The following is a 21,438-nucleotide window of genomic DNA, read 5'->3' on the forward strand; positions in this document are numbered from 1 at the left end:
CGGGGGGGTTAATCATGTATGACAAAACAGTATCAATCAATTTAGATTCTAAGTGTAATGCGTCTTGTGATCATTGTTGTTTTTCTAGTTCGCCAACTTCTACAATTAAGATGGAAAAGGATTATATAAGAGACTTAGTTACTGAATTTGCAAAAAATAAAACCATTCAAGTGATTTCATTTACAGGCGGGGAAATTTTTTTAGATTATATATTTTTAAAAGAACTAATGGAAATCATTAAACCATATGAAAAACAAATAACGTTGATTTCTAATGGGTTTTGGGGTGTCAGCAGGAAAAGGGTTCAAGAATACTTTTATGATATGAATTCGTTAAATGTCGTAGCCTTAACTATAAGTTATGATGAGTACCATGCTCCATTTGTTAAATCGTCCAGTATTAAAAACATATTAGAACATAGCAGGAAATACCCTGATATCGACATTTCTCTTAATATGGCAGTTACTAAAGACAAGATGTCAAACCACATTTTGGAGGAGTTGGGTGATTCAATCTTAGGTGTAAAGATTACAAAATTTCCAATGATATCAGTTGGTGCTGCCAGAACTAGGATTAGACAAGAAAATATACATAAGTTTTACAATCTTGATGATGAGGATTCCTTATATTGTCCCGGATATGAGATTGTATATCATCATGACGGAGAGATTTATCCGTGTTGTTCACCCGCTATTTTTGAAACAAAAATAACCTTAAGAGAAGAGTATAATCAGAATTTTGAAAGAACAGTGGAAAAGTTAAATTCAAATTTGCTATTATTTATTCTTAGGAAAGAAGGATTCAAATGGTTCTTGGACATTTTAAAAGAAAACAATAAAATAGAGGAATTTGATATCCCTTATGAATTTTCTTCGATTTGTGGTGTTTGTGGTTCTCTATTCAACTCCGCGGAAAAAATAAACTACTTTTATCCTCACATGGAAAAATATTATTATGAAAATTTTGAAGTATGAAGATGAAAAATATGAAGTGATTGTACAAAAAAACGTTTTTATAAAAGATAAAACAAGTGGAGATTATTATAAGAAAAACTTAGATTCTCTTACAGATGAACAATTATCATACTTTAAAACTTATAAAGAGAAAGTGTCATCAAAGTTTTTTTACCTGTTCTTATCTTTTACGGCTACAATGTTCATGTTGAATTATATCCATTTGATAAAATTGCAAAAAGAGTTAACCACTGTAATATTCGGATGGGAAATCTGGATAATTATAGCTATTTACTTTATAATGAATATAGTGCTTCATGAAATGGGACATATTTATTCTTTAAAATTTTTTGGGAAAAACTTTGATAAATTTGGTTTTAAACTGAACTTTTATGTGTTCCCTGCTTTTTATGTCCAATTGAATGAAACCTATATGCTATCCAGAAATGAAAAGATAATCGTTCATTTATTCGGCTTGTTTATCAATTACTTTATAATTAATATTCTAGAACTAATAAATCATTTTACAATTTCCAGTGAACCCTTAACGGTGGCATTTATGCTATTCTCATCTACTTTACTGTGGAACTTAGTTCCAATATTGAATTCTGATGGATACAAAATTCTTTTGGCTTATCTTGGCTTAGACGAATATAGCCGCTTTAAAACAAATCATTGGTTAGTGCTTACTATTCAAATTATAGGAGTTGGCCTTGCGGTAAATTCCGTTGTACATTGGATATTATTTATTGTAAACTAGAGTAAAAGATCTCCAAATTAATCATCGAAAAAACATTTCTTCCAGTGCTGAATCGGAAACGAAAGAGGTACTTCAAAAGTGAAAACAGTAGTAACCAATTAACAAAGTAGAAGTAGCTCTTTCTTTATGTAAATATTTCCTAGGAGTATGCATATGAACATAGCGAATTATACTTTAAAAGTGAAGGGCAAAACGTTACTTCAGGACACTGACTTACATTTTTCGAGTGGGAAAATCAACCATGTTGTCGGAAAAAATGGAGTCGGTAAATCACAGCTTGCTAAAGACTTTTTGTTGAATAATAGCAAACGAATCGGCAGAGATATTCGTCAAAATGTTTCTTTAATATCCAGCTCGTCGAATATACCTAATGATGTTTCTAAGGACTTTTTATTACACTTTTTGAGTAAAAAATTTGATGCAGAAATGATAGATAAAATTGCACATTTACTTAATCTGGATAATATTGATGGAAAAGTTCTGATCAAAAATTTGAGTGATGGACAAAAGCAAAAATTAAAATTGCTCAGCTTCTTATTAGAGGATAAAAATATTATTGTTTTAGATGAAATAACGAATTCATTAGACAAAAAAACGGTTATAGAGATTCATGGCTTCTTAAACAAGTATATTCAGGAGAACCCCGAGAAGATTATCATTAACATTACACATGATTTGTCTGATTTAAAGGCGATAGAAGGGGATTATTATATATTTAATCACCAAGAAATTCAACAATATCATTCAGTGGATAAATTAATTGAAGTGTATATAAATGAGTAATAAAACAGTGGGGGCTTGAGATGAATTTAGAGTTTAAAAAGAGTATTAGCAACAAAGTTATCATTATTTTAGGAGCAATGTTTGTATTTTTATTTTTGCTGGGATATTTTTTACTTGTTGGAATTGATAAAGTCAGCAATGTTACACCTGAAATGTTTTTCTTTAGCTCCTATACTGTTGCAACCCAGTTTGGTTTGATGTTATTTTCATTTGTTATAGCTTTCTTTATTAATAGAGAGTATTCAAACAAAAATATTCTCTTTTACAAATTAATTGGAGAGAACATCTATACTTTCTTTTATAAAAAGATAGCTGTTTTATTTTTGGAATGTTTTGCATTTATAACGCTAGGCCTGCTAATCATATCATTGATGTACCATGATTTTTCGCATTTTGCATTATTACTTTTTTTATTTTCTGCAGTTATACTGCAGTATATTCTAATTATCGGAACTATAAGCATGTTATGTCCTAATATATTAATTAGTATAGGTGTCAGTATCGTTTATTGGATGACTTCTGTTATCTTAGTAGCTATAAGCAATAAAACGTTTGGTTTCATTGCTCCTTTTGAGGCAGGTAACACTATGTATCCCCGAATAGAAAGAGTGCTGCAATCTGATAACATGACACTTGGGAGTAATGATATTTTATACATTATTTTATATTTAGTTTCAATCATGATTATAAATGCGATTATACTTCGTTTTTCTAAAACGAGATGGATCAAAATGGGCATATGATAAAGGAAGCTACTTCTCTCAGTGAAGTAGCTTTTTGTGTGCATCTATATTATCGTTACTCTGAGATAAATGCATGTGGCCTGTTGATTTTGTTAAGGGGAGGGCGTCTTTCTGCTTGCATCACCCAATCTATTGTTGTTTTTCTTTCACCATCTTTATAAAGAGGAAAAAGATAATGAATACGATAAAGTAATTCATTGGATTCTTAAAGATGCTCATCACTAATGAAATCTGTAATAGTATCCAAAGTATGAAGATGGCTAGTATTGCAGGAATGATGATTTTGTACATGTCGACCACCTTCCATAGTTAATTGTCCCTTGTTTCTTTATTAGAAGCAAGATGCAGTAGCCTACAACAAAAAACTATTAGCCTGCACCACAAACTGCGACTGCTCATAATTATAAGAAATCTTCGAGTAATCAAACGGAATCCCATTCGTCAGATGAAAGATACTCTCAATATAAAGCTTCGGCAGTCCAGCTTTCAGCCCCAAATACTCCGCTTCCTCCTCATTCAGCTGGCCCACGTGCAGAAACAAATCAGAAAAACCAATCTTCAATCCCAGTCCTTCCCTGATGTAATGGAAGATGGAGTGGGAGACGATTTCGTTGTTTAAATACGTCACGATGGATTTGTTGTAATAGGATTCTTCGTAGCATAGGGTTTGGCCGTTGATGTAGCGGATCCTTTTGACAAAGTAGATGTCTTCATCAAGTCCGATGTTTAGATTTTCTGCCGCTTCCGGTGTCGGCTTTCTCACGTCCAGCTCAATGACTTTTGAGGTGACATTGAAATCCTCGAGGTCTTTTTTAAATCCTTGATTTGACAGAAGGCTGATGTAGCCTTTTCGTTTATGTTTTCTGACGAAGATGCCGCTTCCTCTGAGCTGAAAGATTGCGCCTTTTTGCTCTAATAGATCCAGGGACTTTGTGATTGTGCTTTTGCTGACTTCAAATTGGGCCATGAGGGTTTCTAGCACTGGCAGTTTATCTCCCTGCTGAAGCTCATTTTCTTCTATATAATTTTCGATTTCTTCTGCGATTTGCTGGTACTTTAACATACACATTCCTCATTTATTCGTTTAGTTTCACTTGTCAAAATTATAGCATAAACCGCTTACAATCATAGTAAGTATACAAATATTTTGTAAGGCTATTGATAAATTATACCGGTACAATTATAATGAAAGCGTAACCAAACAAAGGGGTGGGTGAAAATGTCGGGGAAAGTGAGAGATTATACAAGACTAGCGAAAGACATTTTGGAGGCCGTAGGCGGGGAAGAGAATGTAATAGGAGCTTCTCGCTGTGCTACTAGGCTTCGGTTGGTGCTGAAGCGATCTAACCCTAAAGCGAAGGATATCGTGAAGTCGATGCCCGGCGTCATTACGGTTGTAGAGAACAGCGGTCAATTCCAGGTTGTCATTGGACAGCATGTAGGGGAAGTTTTCGAGGAGTTTTCAAAGCTGGTCCATATTGATCTTTCTGGCGAACAGAGCGAGAATAAAGGAACGATGTTGAACCGGATCATTGCGACGATGTCAGCTGTGTTTGCGCCGTTTGTATACATTCTGGCCGCTGCTGGTATTTTGCAAGGGGCATTAATTATCATTAACTTATTGTTTGCTGGTTTTGAGAAAACAGGAGTTTATCAGGTTTTCAGTTTCATATCTTGGGCGCCGTTTACGTTTTTGCCTATTTTTATCGCGATTACGGCATCAAAGCATTTTAAGACCAACACGTATATCGCTGTAGCGTGCTGTGCCGCGTTAGTCAGTCCGACATGGGCGGAGATGGCAGCTCAAATCGCAGACGGAAAGAGCATTTCTTTCTTAGGGATTGCTTTATCGCAAACGACATACACGTCTTCCGTGCTGCCGCCATTATTTTTAGTGTGGATATTGTCTTATCTTGAACGATTCTTGAATAAGAGAATGAACGAAGTGGTCAGACCGTTATTTGTTCCGTTTCTATGCATGGTCATCATGGTGCCGCTAACGATTGTCCTCATAGGCCCTGTGACAACATTAGGCGCAAACGGAATTGCAAACGGTTACAACTTCTTGGCGGAAAACGTGCCGGCTTTGGCAGGAGCAATCATCGGGGCATTCTGGCAGGTCATCGTCATCTTCGGTGTACATTGGGGCATCACGCCGATGGTATTGGCAAACTTTGATTTATACGGTCGAGATTCATTTCAAGCGTATCAAACGATTGCGGTCATTGCGCAGGTTGGGGCCGTGCTTGGCGTCATTTTGAAAGCGAGAAACAAGGAAACGAGAAAAGTCAGCGTCTCAGCTGGAATCACAGGATTGTTTGGCATTACAGAGCCGGCGATCTATGGTGTAACCTTGAGATTTAAGAAGCCGTTTATCTTTGGCTGTATTTCCGGCGCGGTTGGCGCAATCGTGGCAAGCTTCTTTCATCCGTATTACTTTGCCTATGCGGGACTTCCGGGACCGCTGACGATCGTGAATGGTATCAATGAACAATTCCCGACATCCATTTGGGGCATTTTAATCGGTGCTGCGATTGCGGTGATTCTCCCTGTTGTGCTGATTCAGATCTTTGGCTACGGTGAAGATACTGCTGCACAGACGGAAAAGGAAAATGGTCAAACGGCACAGGCAAATGAAGAAACCGTATATGCTCCGTTTAGCGGCAAGGTGATCCCGCTTTCTAAGGTGCCTGATGAGGTATTCAGTTCAGGTGCAATGGGACAAGGGTTGGCGATTGAGCCATCCGATAATAAATTGTTTGCCCCGTTTGACGGAACCGTCGTCATGGTCGCGCCTACAAAGCATGCGATCGGCCTTCGTTCGGCGTCTGGCGTCGAATTGCTTGTGCACGTCGGACTGGATACGGTGACATTAGACGGCACTCCTTTTACATTGAAGGTGAAAGAGGGCGATACCGTCAAAAAAGGCGAAGTGCTTGTTGAATTTGATAAAGCTTTCATTGAAGAGAAAGGGTTAACAACGATTACCCCAGTCATCATCACGAATTCACATGCGTATCAAGAAATTCTCATCGAGGATCTTGAAGAAAGTACGTTAGACCAAAAATTATTTACAGTCGTAAGCTGAGGAGGAATGAAACATGGGAAACATGCCGAAGGATTTTTTATGGGGCGGTGCTTTAGCTGCCCACCAATTTGAAGGCGGATGGAATCAGGGCGGTAAAGGGCCGAGTGTCGTCGATGTCATGACAGCGGGTGCGCACGGTGTGCCGAGAAAAATCACTGACACTATTGAAGAAAACGAATTTTATCCGAATCATGAAGCCATTGATTTCTATCACAGATACAAGGAAGATATCGCTTTGTTTGCAGAAATGGGATTAAAATGCTTGCGGACGTCCATCGGCTGGAGCCGGATTTTTCCGAAAGGCGATGAGGCTGAACCGAACGAAGCGGGTTTGCAGTTCTATGATGATGTGTTTGATGAATTGCTGAAGCACGGGATCGAGCCGGTCATTACCCTGTCTCATTTTGAAATGCCGCTGCATTTGGCAAGAGAATATGGCGGCTTCAGAAACCGGAAAGTCGTGGACTTCTTCGTCAACTTCGCAGAGGCTTGCTTCAACCGTTACAAAGATAAAGTGAAGTACTGGATGACATTTAACGAGATCAACAACCAAATGGACGTGAACAATCCGCTGTTCCTATGGACGAATTCAGGTGTGGTGGTTGGAGAAAACGAAAACGCCAAGGAAGTCATGTACCAAACGGCGCACCACGAATTAGTGGCGAGCGCTTTAGCAGTGGCAAAAGGAAAAGACATCAATCCAGACTTCCAGATTGGGGCCATGGTGTCACACGTGCCGATTTATCCTTTCTCCTCCAATCCTGAAGATGTGATGCTGGCTGAAGAAGAAATGAGACAGCGCTATTTCTTCCCGGATGTGCAGGTTCGCGGTTATTATCCAAGCTACGCGTTGAAGGAATTTGAACGGGAAGGCTACCATATCACATTTGAAGACGGCGATGATGAGATTTTAAGAAACGGAACCGTTGATTACTTAGGCTTCAGCTATTATATGTCCACAACTGTGAAAAGCGATGTGGAAAATGATAATACGGGCGATATCGTCAACGGCGGCTTGCCGAATGGTGTCGAAAATCCGTACATCACATCGAGTGACTGGGGGTGGGCAATTGATCCAACTGGGCTGAGATATACGTTAAACCGTTTTTATGACCGGTACCAAATCCCGTTATTCATCGTTGAAAACGGCTTTGGCGCGGTGGATACGCTGGAGGAAGACGGCAAGATTCATGATCCGGAACGAATTCAATATTTGAAATCACATATTGAAGCATTGGAAAAAGCGGTTACTTACGATGGTGTAGATTTAATTGGCTACACGCCGTGGGGAATTATTGATATCGTCTCCTTCACAACAGGGGAAATGAAAAAACGCTACGGCATGATCTATGTTGATCGTGATAATGAAGGAAACGGATCCATGAAGCGATATAAGAAAGATTCATTTGAGTGGTACAAAAACGTCATTCAAACGAACGGCGAGGAATTATAAGCTGCTGGCCCGAATTGAGTACTTTTACTGAAGTGCCTGATTCGGGTTTTTTAGTATTAGTTGTTAATTTTTAGAGGTGAGGGATTAATAAGAGGAACAGATCACTTTTTTCTGAGAGTAAAAATAATATACAGTAATGGAAGCACTTTACCAATATTGATTTTGTTATTTTAGTTCACCTATAAGGTTCTTTTTTGTATAATTAAAAATTAGGATGATAAATAGGGTTGGTAGATGTATTTCAAACGAGGCGGAAATAAAATGTCTAAATAATTAAAATGATTCCCTAAGTAAATCTCCTAATATGAAGTTTTAGTGGAAAGGAGCAACATTAGAAAATGAAAAATATCTTAATTAGAGCTGGTATATCACCATTTGATACATTTGACGCAGCCGAAATGATTGTTCGCAACTCCATTGGCGGTAACGTAGGAAACTTAGTCTACGCATACAGTGTATTTCGTACGTTGATGACCGAAGGAACTACAATTACACCTGATTATTATAGAATTAACCCAAAAGATGCCGATAAAATTAATAAAAAGTATGATATGTATATCATACCGCTGGCAGATGCATTCAGGGAGGATTTTGTACCTTCATTACGCAAATACACACAATTAATAAAGAAATTAACCATCCCAGTTGTTGTGATTGGTGTTGGTTTGCGGGCGCCGTTTGAACCAAAGTTAAATGAAGGTTTTCCTTTTGATGAGGATGTAAAGGCGTTCGTGAGTGCCGTGCTGGAGAGATCAAATATGATCGGTGTCCGCGGTGAGATTACAGCGAAATACCTTTCCAGATTAGGATTCCGTGAAGGTATTGACCATACGGTAATTGGCTGTCCTTCTATGTATGCGTTTGGAAGAGAACTGAAGATAAGAGAAACCCATATCACACCAGATTCAATGGTGACGGTTAACTCATCAAGATTGTCTCCTAAGCATGTGCTGGACTTTATTACGAGAAGCATGAAAGAGTTCCCGAATCATTACTTTATTCCGCAATGGCGAAAAGAAATGATCCTGACTTATGCTGGTGCGCCTGCTATAGCGGAACCTGCAGATAACTATCCGGTCAGCATGGAAGATCCAGCTTATCAGAATAATAGAGTACGGTTCTTTTTGAATGTACCGACTTGGTTAGACTTTCTAAGACAAGCTGATTTGAGCTTTGGTGCAAGATTGCATGGAAATATTGCAGCTACCATTGCTGGAACACCGAGTCTATTGCTTCCGAAAGATGCGAGAATGAGAGAATTGGCTGAATATCATCAGTTAACACATGTTATGGCTAATGAGATAACAGAGGGCACAAAACTGTCAGAACTCATCGAAACACTTGATTTTCAACAGCCTGTGAAACGTCAGGCGCAAAATTTTGATCATTTCATCAGCTTCTTAAACAAGAATGAATTGGATCATATTTATAGAGAAACTCTGACTCCTAATACTATCCCTTTTGATGAAAAACTATCCAGCATCAAGCTTCTTCCATATGTAACTCCTGTCAGCGGCTGCAGTTCAACAGAAACTGCTCAGCGTTGGGAAGCACTTGTTACATTAGAAAATGCCAAAAAGGAAAAAGCCATTAAAGATCTAAAAAAGAAAATGGCTGATAAAGACAAAAAAATTAAAAAGTATCAAGGCACTTTAAATCGAAAATCAGTGCGCTTGGCTTTAAAAACAGCAGATATGCTAGGCAAGAAATAATTTCATCCACTAACATTACAACTATATTACAATTGTATAAAACATGCAATATTTTTGGAATAAAAAAGAAAGCCGCAATGCTGCCAATCTGGCAATATTGCGGCTTTCTTATATTAGTTGCGGATAAGGTAATCAAACGCGCCGAGAGCGGCAGTTGCACCTGATCCCATCGAAATAATGATTTGGTTGTACGCGCTGTCTGTGCAGTCGCCGGCAGCGAATAAGCCTGGGACGCTTGTCGCGCCGTGTTTGTCGACGATGATTTCGCCGATGCGGTTGCGTTCAACCGTTCCGTCTAACCATTCTGTGTTTGGCACGAGACCGATTTGGACGAATACACCTTGGAGTTCAACGTGTTTTTCTTCGCCTGTTTCGCGGTCTACGTATGTGATGCCGTTAACGCTCTGATCGCCTGTGATTTCTTTTGTTTGTGCATTTTTCACGACAGTGACGTTTGGCAGGCTGTAGAGACGTTTTTGCAGGACTTCGTCTGCTTTCAGTTCTGGCGCGAACTCTAGCACAGTAACGTGATTGACAATACCTGCAAGGTCAATCGCTGCTTCAATTCCAGAGTTTCCGCCGCCGATAACCGCTACGTCTTTGCCTTCAAACAATGGCCCATCACAGTGCGGGCAGTATGCGACACCTTTGTTTTTGAACTCTTGTTCACCAGGTACGTTGACATTGCGCCAGCGGGCACCTGTTGACAGGATCACTGTTTTACTTTTCAGGACAGCGCCGTTTTCAAGTTCAAGTTCAAACAGATCTTTCTTCTCAAGGCGTTTTGCGCGCTGGAGGTTCATGACGTCAATATCATATTCCTTCACGTGCTCTTCAAGACTTGCAGCAAGCTTTGGACCTTCCGTCGCTTTGACGCTGATGAAGTTTTCGATGCTCATTGTGTCGAGAACCTGTCCGCCGAAGCGCTCAGCGACAACACCAGTGCGGATGCCTTTACGCGCAGTGTAGATGGCTGCACTTGCGCCAGCAGGTCCGCCTCCGACAACAAGAACGTCAAACGGGTCTTTGTCAGCAAACTCAGATGCATCTGCGCCGCTGCCCAATTTCGCAAGAATTTCTTCAAGCGTCATACGGCCGCTTCCGAAGGATTCGCCATTCAGGTAAACGGTCGGCACTGCCATGATATTTTTGCTTTCAACTTCTGATTTGTATGCTGCACCGTCGATCATCGTGTGCGTAATGTTCGGGTTCAGCACGCTCATCATGTTTAAAGCTTGTACAACGTCAGGACAGTTGTGGCATGTCAGGCTGATATAAGATTCAAAGTGGTATTCACCGCTGATCTTTTTCACCTGATCAATGACTTTTTGGTCTACCTTAGGCGGTCTGCCGCTCACTTGGAGCAATGCCAAGACTAATGATGTGAATTCGTGGCCCAGAGGGATACCGGCGAATGTAACGCCAGTGTCTTCTCCGACACGATTGACACTGAAGCTTGGCGTTCTGTTTAATTCAGCTTTTTCAACTGAAATTTTTGATGACATGGAAGCCAGCTCATCAACGAGAGCCAGCATGTCCTTAGAAGTGTCATCTTCGCCTGCGCTAACTTTGAGAACAATATCATTCTCAATTAGCTGCATGTATTGATTTAATTGTGCTTTGATATTTGCATCAAGTACCAATGGAATGCACTCCTTAGATTTTACCTACTAGATCAAGGCTAGGTGTAAGAGTTTCGCCGCCTTCTTCCCATTTAGCCGGGCAAACTTCACCTGGGTTTTGACGAACGTATTGTGCTGCTTTTACTTTGCTGATAAGGTTGCTTGCGTCACGGCCGATACCGCCTGCATTGATTTCTACAGTTTGGATGACGCCATCTGGATCGATGATGAATGTTCCGCGGTCAGCAAGACCAGTTTCTTCGTCAAGAACATCGAAATTGCGAGAGATCGTTTGAGATGGGTCACCGATCATAGCGTAAGTGATTTTGCCGATTTTTTCAGAGCTGTCATGCCAGCCTTTGTGTACGAAGTGAGTATCTGTAGAGATAGAGTATACTTCAACACCTAATTCTTTTAGCGTAGCGTATTGTTCTTGAAGATCTTCAAGCTCAGTTGGGCATACGAAAGAGAAATCTGCTGGGTAGAAGCAGAATACGCTCCATTGGCCTTTCAAATCTTCGTTTGTCACATCGATGAATTCACCGTTTTTGAATGCTTTTGCTTCGAATGGAAGTACTTCTTTACCGATTAAAGACATAATGTTTATTCCTCCTAAAAATGTATTAGAAAGCATAAGTGCTTTCAATAATAATTCTAATTATATATGAATTATTAATTAATATATATTTTTTGTCAAGCCATAACCCCATGAATATCATTCTTTTTTTCGTTTTATTTAAGGGTGACAGGAAAGATTTAGGCATCCCTTTTATAGCAAATGAGAATATTAATAAGGGTTGATTCTCAATTAGACAAGGTTTTCCGGGACTTTTGTGAATCAGAATGTCAGTCCGTTTAAGCATTTGAACATTTTATGACACAATGAGCAAGGGGCAAATCGTTTGATCATTTTTCTCAATAAACAAATAGCAGAAAGAACGGAACAGCAAGCATGCTATCACATGATGATCTTGGGGATTGTTTCTAGCTATTATTGTATCACTGTTTATGATATTTAAAACATAGCTTATGTCTCCTGTTATTTGAGATAGAAGAAATCATAGATGAAAAAAACACGGTTCAGTTGAAACTGACCGTGTTTTTTTATGACTGTTATTCAGACCAATTCGTATGGAAAACGCCGTCCATATCTGTCCGTTCGTACGTATGGGCGCCGAAGTAATCGCGCTGCGCCTGCAAGAGGTTCGAATTGGAACGTCCTGTGCGGTAGCCGTCGTAATAAGAGAGCGCAGTGGTTAAGCATGGGAATGAGATTCCTGTGCTGATGCCCTCGCAAACGACTTTTCGCAGGCCTGTTTGATAGGCTTGGAGCTTATCTGTGAAATAAGGCGCGATCAGCAGGTTTGCCAGATTTGGCTGCTCGCTGAATGCTTCGCTGATCACATTTAGGAAATCTGCGCGAATGATGCAGCCGCCTCGGAAAATCAAGGCGATGTCTTTGAGCGGCAGGTTCCATCCGTAAAGCTCAGATGACATTTTGTATTGGGCAAAGCCCTGTGCGTAGGCGCATACTTTCCCCATATAAAGAGCCTGTCTGACGTATTCAATCCAAGTGTCTTTATCTAAATGTTTTTCTTCGGCTTCCGGGCCTGCTAACATGTCTTGAGCTGCCACCCGTTCTTCTTTTAAGGATGACAAGTAGCGGGCGAACAAGGACTCTGTGATGATTGTGGACGGGATGCCATTATCAATCGCCTGCATGCTCGTCCATTTTCCGGTGCCTTTTTGGCCGGTTTTATCAAGGATGACATCAATCAGAGGCTGTCCTGTTTTTTCGTCTTTTTTGCGTAAAATCTCAGCTGTAATCTCTATTAAATAGCTTTTCAGCTCACCTTGATTCCATGTTTCAAAAATAGATGCAATTTCATCAAGCGGCAGACGCAGCGTTTCTCTCAGAAACGTATAGGCTTCTGCAATTAGCTGCATGTCGGCATACTCAATGCCGTTGTGTACCATTTTTGTAAAGTGCCCTGCCCCTTTTGGACCGATGTAGACACAGCACGGATCATCTCCAACTTGAGCTGCGATTTTCGTCAGGATAGGAGCGACTTTCTCATAGACTTCGCGATCTCCGCCCGGCATGATGGAAGGCCCTGTTAATGCGCCGACTTCGCCGCCGGAAATGCCGACTCCCAGGTAGCCGATGCCTTTTTCCTTCAGCTCGTCATATCTTCTTTCTGTGTCCTCATAGTGGGAGTTGCCCCCGTCCATGATGACGTCGCCTTCTTCAAGTAAAGGCATTAATGATTGGATGACGGAATCTACGGGTTTTCCCGCTGTGACCATCAAAAAGATTTTTCTTGGTTTCTCTAACGATTGAACAAAATCTTCAAGCTCGTAATATGGGTTGAGAGATTGTCCATCCAGCTTTTGGACAAGCTGGTCCGTTAGATCTCTGGTGTAATTATAGACGGCGACGTTTTCACCTTTGTTTGCCATGTTTAAGGCGATATTGCTTCCCATTACGCCTAAGCCTATGACACCAATCGTATTGAACATGTGTTACAGCTCCTTCATCAATTTCATACAACTAAACTTAACAATAATATGAATCCCAGTCCAGCAACGGAAATAATCGTTTCCAGTAACGTCCATGTGGCAAATGTTTCTTTCATGCTTAATCCGAAGTATTCCTTGAACATCCAGAAGCCGGCATCATTGACGTGTGAAGCGATGACACTTCCTGCGCCTGTTGCTAGCACGACTAATGCCAGGTTAACATCAGAATGTCCCAATAACGGAATGACGAGCCCTGTTGTGCTTAGCGCGGCAACGGTGGCTGACCCTAGAGAAATGCGCAGGATCGCCGCGATGAGCCATGCTAAGACGATTGGCGATAATGCAGTACCTTTGAATAAGTCTGCCACGTAATCGCCGACACCGCCGTTGATCAGCACTTGTTTGAAGGCGCCGCCTCCTCCGATGATCAGAAGCATCATGCCGATTTGTGAAATGGCTGTTGAACAAGAGTCCATCACGGTTTTGACTGGAATGTTGCGTTTGATGCCCATTGTATAGACTGCAACCAATAACGAAATAATCATAGCAGTCGATGCGTTTCCAATCAATCGGATAAAAGCTAAAACTCCGTTATCCGCAAATCCGATTGTTTCTTGAAGCAGATCGATAATGGTCGCGACCGACATGATGATAATAGGAAGCATTGCCGTAAAGACGCTGACTCCAAAGCCAGGTGTTTCCTCAAGTTTGAACGTTTTTTGCGTACCAAGTGATGCAATATTGCCGTTTTTCTCAAATGAGGCAGGAACGATTTTTTTCGCGAGCTTTGTAAACAAAGGCCCTGCGATGAGCACTGTCGGAACAGCAACGATAAAGCCGTACAGCAGCACTTCCCCAATGTTTGCGCCGTACTCACCAGCAATCGCTGTAGGTCCGGGGTGCGGCGGCAGGAAACCGTGTGTGACCGATAGTGCTGCGACCATCGGAATTCCGAGATATAAAATAGAAATCTTCAATTCTCTTGAAATCGCAAATACAATCGGAATTAATAGAACCAATCCTACTTCAAAAAATAACGCAATACCGATAATGAATGAGGCAATGACAACGGCCCATTGAATGTTTTTTTCTCCGAATTTGTTGACGAGTGTCATCGCAATTCGCTGTGCGCCTCCTGAATCGGCGATCAGCTTGCCCAGCATCGCACCGAGTCCGAAGATGAGTGCGATGTGGCCAAGAGTTCCCCCTATTCCTGCTTCAATGGAGCTGACAACTTTATCGAACGGCATCCCGAGTGCCAATGCCACGCCGAACGATACGACCAGTAAGGAAATAAATGTGTTTAACTTTAAGCCCATAATCAAAAGTAGTAAAGCTAGGATCCCAAGTGCAACGATGATTAACGGCATGGTAATGCCCTCCCCTTCATGTCATGTACTAGTTGTGTGTGATTAAGTCCCTCTGATAATTTGCAATTTGTGTATATTGATTTTCTAATGATCTTGATAGGTTAATGAAAATCGGCATTAATTTTCTGTATTCTTTGGCTGAGTCTTCGATCGGCGTATGTCTGTGCGTACTGCCGACCATGTCGGACACGACATCGAATGAATCAATTTTCCCTGTTGCATATAGGCCTAAAATGCAGGCGCCGAGACATGAGCTTTCGTAGCTTTCCGGAACGACAACCTCTGATTCGAAGATATCTGACATCATTTGGCGCCAAACCTCCGACCTTGCAAATCCCCCTGTCGCCTGAATGCGGGTTACCGGGCCGTCCATGCATTCTGTTAACGCAAGGAACACCGTGTACAGGTTGTAAATGACGCCCTCTAATGCCGCCCGTATCATATGCTCTTTCTTATGCGACATAGTCAGGCCGAAAAATGAGCCGCGTACATCCGGATTCCACAACGGAGCACGTTCGCCGGCGAGGTACGGGTGGAACAGCAGGCCGTCAGAACCAGGTCTGACACGTTCGGCGATCTTCGTCAGCACATCATATGGATCAATGCCCAACCGTGTCGCTGTCTCGATTTCGGAAGAGGCAAACTCGTCTCTGATCCAGCGAAGGATGATACCCCCATTGTTTACCGGTCCGCCGATAACCCAATGCTTGTCCGTTAAGGCGTAGCAGAAAATCCGTCCCTTTTCATCAGTTTGCGGCTGGTCAATAATTGTGCGGATGGCACCGCTTGTCCCGATGGTGACGGCGATTTCGCCCTTTTTAATGGCGTTGACGCCGAGATTAGACAGTACGCCGTCGCTGGCGCCGATGACAAAGGGTGTTTCCGGATCGATTCCCATCTGTATCGCTAATTCCGGGCTGCAGTGCTGAAAGATCTCGGTTGTCGGCACGAGTTTGGATAAGTGATCCTGCGTGATGCCTGCGATACGCAGTGCCTCTTCGTCCCAATTCAAGCTTTTCAGGTTCATCATGCCTGTCGCTGATGCCAATGAGTAATCGATGACATACTCATTGAACAGCTGTTTAAAAATGTACTCTTTGATGCCGATATATTTTTTTGCTTTGGAAGCGATTTCTTTTTGTTCATTCGTGATCCAGGCAATTTTGCTTAAAGGTGCCATTGGATGGATCGGTGTTCCTGTCCGTTTGTACACCTCATGCCCGTTCAATTCATCTTTGATCTTATGCGCCCAGCCCTCGCTCCGGTTGTCGGCCCATGTGATACATGGCGTCAGCGGCTGGTCCTTTTCATCGATTGCGATGACGCTGTGCATGGCGCTGCTGAACGAGATGAATGAGATCTGTTTTTCCGGATGCTGTTTTGTAATTCTCGCTGTTGTTTGGATGACTGCCTGAAAAATCTCTTCCGGGTTTTGTTCAGCTGTTGAGATGTCCGGTGTATAGAGCGGGTAGCCGATGCTTTCTTTCTGTACCACGTCTCCGTTTTCACTGAACAACACAGCTTTTGTGCTTGTCGTGCCGATATCGATTCCTAACATATACCTAGTCATTGTTGTATTCAGCTCCTTTTGCCAGCATTTGTTGTGAGAGCCACAGGTCTTCTACCTTTTCTTGCACATCATCAAAGTTTTGGTGAAGGGACTGAATCATCAGCGCCCTATCCTTTGCTTTAATGGCCTGAATGTAAAGCTCATGGTTATCTAAAATCCTTGTGAAGTCTTCATATTTTTCCTTTAACCGTACCCGCATTGATAAGAGAATAAAGCTTTCCATTACGGGTTTTAGATTGTTCCAGATCATCTGAATGTATGAATGATCGATAGCTCGGATAATCGTTTCATGGAACAGCACATCTTGAAATGAAAATTCATCAGCGTCCTCATATTTGATGGAGACTTTCATCATTTCAAGTATTTTGCTGAGATCCTTAACTAAAGGCTCAGTGTCGATTTTGACAAGCCGTTCAAAGACAAACGTTTCTATTAGTAAACGCACATCATAAATTTCTGCGATTTCCTTTTCAGTTAACCCAATAACAACCGCTCCCATTCGTTCTAAGCGGATGATTTTTTCGGAAGCGAGTATTTTTAACGCTTCGCGAACTGGTGAACGGCTTACGGAAAACTCAGCGGCGATCGTATTTTCTGATACAATGGTACCGCTTTCAATCATGCCTGAAATGATCCGCATTCTCAGCTCGTATGCGACACGAACACCGGTTGACGCTTTTGAGAGCCACTTTGCAGGATACAACAGGTCCTTGGAGTCTAGCATACACTCACCTTCCTCACTCAAGGAGTATACTTGTATACAAGTATGATAACGTGAATGTTTCGTTTATGCAAACACTTTCATTACTAATTTTTAATTAAATTTTTACCATAAGTAATGGTATGTATTTCCATTACGGGTGTGGTACATTGTAGATAAATAGGTTAAGTGAATCATGTTTTGAAAGAGGCGATTTGGATGAAAATCATCATTGCACCTGATTCTTTTAAGGAAAGTTTATCAGCTCTGGAGGCCGCTGGCGCGATAGAAAGAGGTTTCAAATCGGTTTTTCCGGGTGCTGATTACAGAAAATTGCCGATGGCGGACGGCGGTGAGGGTACCGTTCAGTCTCTGGTTGATGCCACAAGCGGATGGTTCAAAGAGCAGGTTGTCACAGGACCGCTGGGGGAACCGGTGAAAGCGTTTTTTGGCATGATGGGAGATGGGAAAACAGCTGTGATTGAAATGGCTGCCGCCTCAGGGCTGCATCTCGTGCCCGTTGATAAGCGAAATCCGCTCATCACCACAACAAGGGGAACGGGAGAATTAATCGGAGCGGCTCTTGATGCGGGCGCAGAGCGTTTGATCATCGGGATCGGCGGAAGTGCCACGAACGACGGAGGAGCCGGAATGATTCAAGCATTGGGCGGAAGGCTTCTTGATGACTCAGGCCGTGAGATCGGGCCCGGGGGCGGCGCATTAGCTCAGCTTGCCTCAATAGATGTAAGCGGGCTTGATTCCAGATTGCAGAGTGTCAAACTAGAGGTCGCTTGTGATGTGGACAATCCGTTAACAGGGCCAAGAGGAGCTTCGGCTGTTTTCGGGCCGCAAAAAGGCGCGACAGAAGACATGGTGGATGTGCTGGATCAGAACTTGATCCATTTCGCGGATGTGGCAGAAAAAGTGCTCGGAACAACCTGCAGAGAAACAGAGGGCGCCGGTGCAGCGGGCGGTCTCGGGTGGAGTCTGTTGGCTTTTCTTCATGCTAATCTGAAAAGAGGCATTGATATTGTCCTTGAAGCGGTTGATTTTGAAAATGAAGTTCAAGATGCAGACCTTGTGATTACCGGTGAGGGGCGAATTGACAGCCAAACGATTTATGGAAAAACGCCGATCGGCGTGGCCAAAGCGGCTAAATCATATGATGTGCCCGTCATTGGCATTGCTGGATCAATATCGCGAGACAGTGATGCCGTCTATCAACACGGAATCGATGCGCTTTTCAGCATCGTTCCCGGATCCGTGCCTCTTGAAGACGCGATTGAACATGCCGCAGAATATATGGAAAGAACGGCTCGGGACATTGCGGCATCCATCAAATTGGCGAAAACGATGTTTCTGATATAGCCTGCGCACATGCCGATGCATAGTCATCCTCCTTTTTGGGTAGAGACAGTTAACCACACAATGAGGCATTCATCCCAGAAGGAGGACGACGACATGACTGTACAAGAAATCAAAGGCAAAAAACTAGTAAAAGGCATTGCGCCAAATGTAGAACCAGAAGCCCTGTTAAATGATAAACGAAAAGTATTTTTGTTTGGTTCCCCGAGTTACACAAACATTGGTGACCAAGCGATTGCGTATGCGGAAGAGAAATTTATAAAAAACCATTTTCCGTACTATGAATACATTGAGATTATGGATTATGCGACGGATGAGGGCATTGAACTGGTGAAGGAGATCATCCGTGAAGACGATATTGTCTGCTTTACAGGCGGAGGGAATTTAGGAAACCTCTATCTCGATATTGAGGAAGACAGAAGAAAGGTCTTCTCGGCGTTTAAAGACTACAAATCGATTTCTCTGCCGCAATCCGTTTATTTTGAAGATACAGAGGACGGAAATAAAGAAAAGAAAAAAACACAGGATGCGTACCATCAAAATCCAAACTTAACGATTGCTGCGCGTGAGACGCAGACACTGGATGTTGTAAAAAAGACCTTCAACTCCAATGTAATCTTTACACCGGACATGGTGCTTTCCTTGGATATTGTGCCGCGAGACCTCGAACGGGACGGCGTTCTCTTTATTTTAAGAGCGGATAAGGAGAAAGTGACTGACGAAGATTTTATTTCACACATGAGGAAATGGGCAGAAAAAACAACTTATACGGAGCGTACTGATACGGTGCTGGATACGGTAGACATGATTGATTACGCCGATCGCGAAAAGCATTTTATGGAGATGCTTGACCGCATCGGTTCAAGTAAATTGGTCATTACCGACCGCCTTCACGCGATGATTTTCTCGATTATCACCAAAACACCTTGCCTCGTCTTTGGAAACAGCTACGGCAAAGCTAAACATTCGTATCGGGATTGGCTCGAAAGCTTAAACTTCATTGAATACACAGATCAAAATGATATGAAGGAATTGGAGCGCATGATTGACCGCCTGCTTCAAGCAGAGCCGAATGACGTTGATTTATCAAAGGATTTTCAGCCGCTGGTTGATTTTTTCAAATCATAAAAGAAAAAGCAGACTAATGACAGTCTGCTTTTTTGTGTTAATAATCGTTTTCCAAACGAACGATTTCATCAATGATCTGTGCTTGCTCTTGCTCAGCTACTTCGTTTGAGATGATACCTTCCTTTGATAAGTTCTCGATCGATTGGTATTGGGCGTATAACGAATGTTTTTTTAAGATGGTTTGCTGTTTGTTTTTGAGTTCCGGGTATGTTTCGAATAATTTGTTTGTTTGTTGATGGAGCTGGCTGACCTCTTCTTTGTACTGGTCTGTCAGTTCACTGGAGACAGCTTCGTGTATAAGCAAATGGTGTTTAACTTGCTGGACTTCTTGGATGGCGGTTTCTAAGCGATGTCCTTTTGCGAGCAATTCCTCGTATTCCTGATTACCTTCTTCTTTTTGATTCACGCCTAACCGTTCAAGAAGCGGCTTGATGGTGAGGCCCTGAACAACAAGGGAAAACAAAACGACACTGAAGGCGAAAACCAGAATGTCTTCACGTCCCGGGAAGTCTCGCGGCAGGCTCAGCACGAGTGCAATGGACAGAGAGCCCTTCAGTCCGCCCCAATTGATGGTATGCTGCCATGTAACCGGGAATTTTTTGATAAAGGCCAAACTGATGTAGACGGCGGCACTTCGGGCGATGAGCACAATCACAATCGCCATAATGGCCCATCCCCATTTATCAGTCAGGTCAATTCTCGTGATCTCGAGCCCGACCATTAAAAAGACAAGGGAGTTCGCGAGCAAGGCAGCGACATCCCAAAAGTTATTGATATTCAGCTTTGTCGTCGGGCTCATGCCGATTTTGGCGCCATAATTGCCGAAAATAAGGGCGGCGACAACGACGGCGATTACCCCGGAGGCACCTGCCATTTCTGCCAAAAGAAATGAACTGTAAAACAGAATGATACTGAAAATAATTTCTAAAGGATAATCATCAAAATACTTGGTGAGCTGGGAAAAGACATATCCAAGAGCGCCTCCGATGATAAGGCCGAGAGAAATGACTTTGACAAACTCCCACAAGCCTAAACCGGCGCCTTGGATGCCGAGATCCAAATAGGTCATCAAGTAAAAAGCGGAAATGTTGAACAGCACAACCGCCAGTCCGTCATTGAACAGGCTTTCTCCTTCAACGACGATCGAAAGCTTTTTCGGTGCGCCGACACTTTTAAAAATGGACAGCACACTAACAGGATCTGTCGCACTCATCAGAGCGGCAAAGACAAACGCTGCCGGAATGGCCAAATGCATAAGCCACATGGAAGAAAAGCCGACGATCAGAAAAGAGATGAGCGTACCGCCGAAGGCCAATGCCAGAACGGGCCGTTTGTTTTCTCTCAAGTGTGAAAAAGGAAGCTTCAGCGCCGCTTCTCCTAATAAAGCCGGCAAGAACAACGTAATGATGACGAAGTTAAAGACTTCTCCTTCAGTAATAAAATCTTTCAGCGGTTCAAAGAGCGGAATATGTACAAGTCCAATGATCGTTCCGACAATCACAAGCGCGATGGGATAAGGCTGCCTGCACTTCTTGGCAATCGCGGTGATCCCGGCTGCAATCATGACTAACAAAAAACCTAGTTCGAATATATGATGCAAGTCTAAGTGTTCCATTGAGACCTCCTTTTGTTCATCGTGCAACGAAGAATTACCCTCAGTTTGTGAATGAT

Annotated in this window: 18 protein-coding genes; 9 read left to right on the forward strand and 9 right to left on the reverse strand. The window is 42.3% G+C overall.

Annotation, left to right across the window (positions count from 1 at the left end; genetic code table 11):
* Window positions 1-14 precede the first annotated feature (14 nt).
* The 4 genes from AC0C66_RS08725 to AC0C66_RS08740 all read left to right on the forward strand — a co-directional run bounded on the left by AC0C66_RS08725 (window position 15) and on the right by AC0C66_RS08740 (window position 3,239).
* A complete protein-coding gene (locus tag AC0C66_RS08725) occupies window positions 15-974 on the forward strand; it encodes a YydG family radical SAM peptide epimerase (protein ID WP_014115818.1) in 960 nt (319 codons plus the stop codon).
* Window positions 955-1,713: a peptidase gene (locus AC0C66_RS08730; RefSeq protein WP_072183396.1), complete on the forward strand. Its 759-nt coding sequence runs from the start codon at window positions 955-957 to the stop codon at window positions 1,711-1,713. The genes AC0C66_RS08725 and AC0C66_RS08730 overlap by 20 nt, the downstream gene beginning before the upstream one ends.
* A 153-nt stretch (window positions 1,714-1,866) precedes the next feature.
* Window positions 1,867-2,496, forward strand: coding sequence for an ATP-binding cassette domain-containing protein (locus AC0C66_RS08735; RefSeq protein WP_014481448.1), 630 nt, complete (start codon window positions 1,867-1,869; stop codon window positions 2,494-2,496).
* Window positions 2,497-2,516: 20 nt separating this feature from the next.
* Window positions 2,517-3,239, forward strand: a complete 723-nt coding sequence (locus tag AC0C66_RS08740; RefSeq protein WP_072183397.1) for a peptide ABC transporter permease — start codon at window positions 2,517-2,519, stop codon at window positions 3,237-3,239.
* Window positions 3,240-3,368: 129 nt separating this feature from the next.
* Here AC0C66_RS08740 and AC0C66_RS08745 read toward each other — a convergent pair whose 3' ends face one another.
* A complete protein-coding gene (locus AC0C66_RS08745; RefSeq protein ID WP_072183398.1) occupies window positions 3,369-3,530 on the reverse strand; it encodes a hypothetical protein in 162 nt (53 codons plus the stop codon).
* 61 nt (window positions 3,531-3,591) lie between these two features.
* The gene (locus tag AC0C66_RS08750; protein ID WP_461845857.1) at window positions 3,592-4,302 is read right to left on the reverse strand and encodes a GntR family transcriptional regulator; all 711 of its coding nucleotides are present in this window, start codon (window positions 4,300-4,302) and stop codon (window positions 3,592-3,594) included.
* 156 nt (window positions 4,303-4,458) lie between these two features.
* Between AC0C66_RS08750 and AC0C66_RS08755 the strand changes: the two genes are divergently transcribed.
* The 3 genes from AC0C66_RS08755 to AC0C66_RS08765 all read left to right on the forward strand — a co-directional run bounded on the left by AC0C66_RS08755 (window position 4,459) and on the right by AC0C66_RS08765 (window position 9,492).
* Window positions 4,459-6,327 (forward strand): beta-glucoside-specific PTS transporter subunit IIABC, encoded by a 1,869-nt coding sequence (locus AC0C66_RS08755; protein WP_088680255.1) that lies wholly within the window; start codon window positions 4,459-4,461, stop codon window positions 6,325-6,327.
* A gap of 13 nt (window positions 6,328-6,340) precedes the next feature.
* Window positions 6,341-7,780, forward strand: a complete 1,440-nt coding sequence (gene bglA / locus AC0C66_RS08760) for a 6-phospho-beta-glucosidase BglA (RefSeq protein WP_079287660.1) — start codon at window positions 6,341-6,343, stop codon at window positions 7,778-7,780.
* A gap of 338 nt (window positions 7,781-8,118) precedes the next feature.
* Window positions 8,119-9,492 (forward strand): polysaccharide pyruvyl transferase family protein, encoded by a 1,374-nt coding sequence (locus AC0C66_RS08765; protein ID WP_079287659.1) that lies wholly within the window; start codon window positions 8,119-8,121, stop codon window positions 9,490-9,492.
* Window positions 9,493-9,605: 113 nt separating this feature from the next.
* Here the strand turns inward: AC0C66_RS08765 and ahpF are convergent, their stop codons facing one another.
* The 6 genes from ahpF to gntR form a co-directional block, all read right to left on the reverse strand.
* Window positions 9,606-11,135, reverse strand: a complete 1,530-nt coding sequence (gene ahpF, locus AC0C66_RS08770; RefSeq protein WP_268455607.1) for an alkyl hydroperoxide reductase subunit F — start codon at window positions 11,133-11,135, stop codon at window positions 9,606-9,608.
* 13 nt (window positions 11,136-11,148) lie between these two features.
* The gene (gene ahpC, locus AC0C66_RS08775) at window positions 11,149-11,712 is read right to left on the reverse strand and encodes an alkyl hydroperoxide reductase subunit C (protein ID WP_014115806.1); all 564 of its coding nucleotides are present in this window, start codon (window positions 11,710-11,712) and stop codon (window positions 11,149-11,151) included.
* Window positions 11,713-12,227: 515 nt separating this feature from the next.
* A complete protein-coding gene (gene gnd, locus AC0C66_RS08780; protein WP_014115804.1) occupies window positions 12,228-13,634 on the reverse strand; it encodes a decarboxylating NADP(+)-dependent phosphogluconate dehydrogenase in 1,407 nt (468 codons plus the stop codon).
* Between the two features lie 23 nt (window positions 13,635-13,657).
* Entirely contained in the window at window positions 13,658-15,004 is a 1,347-nt protein-coding gene (gene gntP / locus AC0C66_RS08785; RefSeq protein ID WP_014115803.1) for a gluconate permease GntP, read from the reverse strand.
* Between the two features lie 28 nt (window positions 15,005-15,032).
* Window positions 15,033-16,574 carry a gluconokinase gene (gene gntK / locus AC0C66_RS08790; protein WP_072182358.1) on the reverse strand — a complete coding sequence of 514 codons (1,542 nt, stop codon included), beginning with the start codon at window positions 16,572-16,574 and terminating at the stop codon, window positions 15,033-15,035.
* Window positions 16,567-17,298, reverse strand: coding sequence for a gluconate operon transcriptional repressor GntR (gntR, locus tag AC0C66_RS08795; RefSeq protein ID WP_072182357.1), 732 nt, complete (start codon window positions 17,296-17,298; stop codon window positions 16,567-16,569). The genes gntK and gntR overlap by 8 nt, the downstream gene beginning before the upstream one ends.
* A gap of 195 nt (window positions 17,299-17,493) precedes the next feature.
* Between gntR and AC0C66_RS08800 the strand changes: the two genes are divergently transcribed.
* Together AC0C66_RS08800 and AC0C66_RS08805 are read left to right on the forward strand one after the other, a co-directional pair.
* On the forward strand, window positions 17,494-18,642 hold the full coding sequence (locus AC0C66_RS08800) for a glycerate kinase (protein WP_072182356.1): 1,149 nt from the start codon (window positions 17,494-17,496) through the stop codon (window positions 18,640-18,642).
* A 93-nt stretch (window positions 18,643-18,735) separates the two neighbouring features.
* Window positions 18,736-19,767 carry a polysaccharide pyruvyl transferase family protein gene (locus tag AC0C66_RS08805; protein WP_072182355.1) on the forward strand — a complete coding sequence of 344 codons (1,032 nt, stop codon included), beginning with the start codon at window positions 18,736-18,738 and terminating at the stop codon, window positions 19,765-19,767.
* 37 nt (window positions 19,768-19,804) lie between these two features.
* Here the strand turns inward: AC0C66_RS08805 and AC0C66_RS08810 are convergent, their stop codons facing one another.
* On the reverse strand, window positions 19,805-21,382 hold the full coding sequence (locus AC0C66_RS08810; RefSeq protein WP_072182354.1) for a Na+/H+ antiporter: 1,578 nt from the start codon (window positions 21,380-21,382) through the stop codon (window positions 19,805-19,807).
* Window positions 21,383-21,438: the final 56 nt, after the last annotated feature.

This window comes from Bacillus sp. VA13, assembly GCF_055710085.1.